The organism is Chelativorans sp. ZYF759 (assembly GCF_012911015.1).
Taxonomy (GTDB): Bacteria; Pseudomonadota; Alphaproteobacteria; order Rhizobiales; family Rhizobiaceae; genus ZYF759.
On record NZ_WVVV01000045.1, the window covers coordinates 1 to 1,034 of the forward strand.

General features: G+C 63.1%; 1 protein-coding gene and 1 pseudogene. One reads left to right on the forward strand and one right to left on the reverse strand.

Annotated features, from left to right (window positions below; translation table 11 throughout):
- Positions 1–711 (forward strand): annotated as a pseudogene (locus tag GRZ55_RS22965) (IS3 family transposase); the annotation flags it as partial.
- 131 nt (positions 712–842) lie between these two features.
- On the opposite strand, the gene GRZ55_RS22970 reads toward GRZ55_RS22965, so the two are convergent.
- The coding region (locus tag GRZ55_RS22970) for an ATP-binding protein (protein WP_169289261.1) at positions 843–1,034 on the reverse strand (192 nt) is incomplete at its 5' end.

Genomic DNA, 1,034 nt, shown 5'->3' on the forward strand with positions numbered 1-1,034 from the left:
CTTCGCGAGGGAAGCGATATGAGGTTCGCTTTCATTGCGAAGCACCGTTCGATCTGGCCGGTGGCATGGCTGTGCGACGCGCTGGATGTATCCCGGTCGGGCTTTCATGCCTGGCTCAACCGCAGCCCCAGCGTTCGCTCCCGGCAGGACGAGGTTCTGGTGACGGTGATCGATCGCAGCTTCAAGAGCAGCGATCGAACCTATGGTGCTCGCCGCGTCTGGCACGACGTTCTGGCCGAAGGGCTTTCCTGCGGCTTGCATCGTATCGAGAGGCTCATGCGGGAGAACGGGCTGCGTGCCCGGCCTCGGCGCCGTGGGTTGCCAAAGGACACAGGCGAGCGAGCGGCTGTGTCGCACAACCTCCTCGACCGCGCCTTCGAGGCGTCGGCGCCGAACCAGAAGTGGATTGCCGACTTCACCTACATCTGGACCGCCGAAGGATGGCTCTACGTTGCCGCAGTCGTCGACCTGTTCTCCCGCCGTGTGGTCGGCTGGGCCATGAAGGCGGAGATGACGGCGCAGCTCGTCACCGACGCCCTCATCATGGCGATCTGGCGCCGTGGCAAGCCGGACAGCCTGCTCCATCATTCGGACCAGGGCAGCCAATACACGAGCGAGCAGTTCCAGCGCCTGATGGCCGACCACGGCATCACCTGTTCGATGAGCCGTTCGGGCAACGTCTGGGACAATGCTGCGATGGAGAGCTTCTTCTTGTAGCGCGACAATCTGAATGAGAAGCGCGCGTCAATCTGGATGAGAATCCGGTGTCGCGGCGGTGGTGATGATTGCGGGGTTGATTGCCGCGCGCAAGTCCTTTCTCTCGGTTTGATTGTCGCGGAGCGTCAATCGGTGGCGATGTTGGCGGGTGTGGCGAATGAGGCGGGTCGACCCGGCCCCTTCCTCTTGACCGCCTCGCGCCGCCGGAAGCTTTCGACATTCATCTCGAAGATGGTGGCGTGGTGGACGAGGCGATCCACTGCTGCGAGCGTCATGGCGGGATCGGGGAATATCTTCTCCCAGGCGCCGAATGGCTG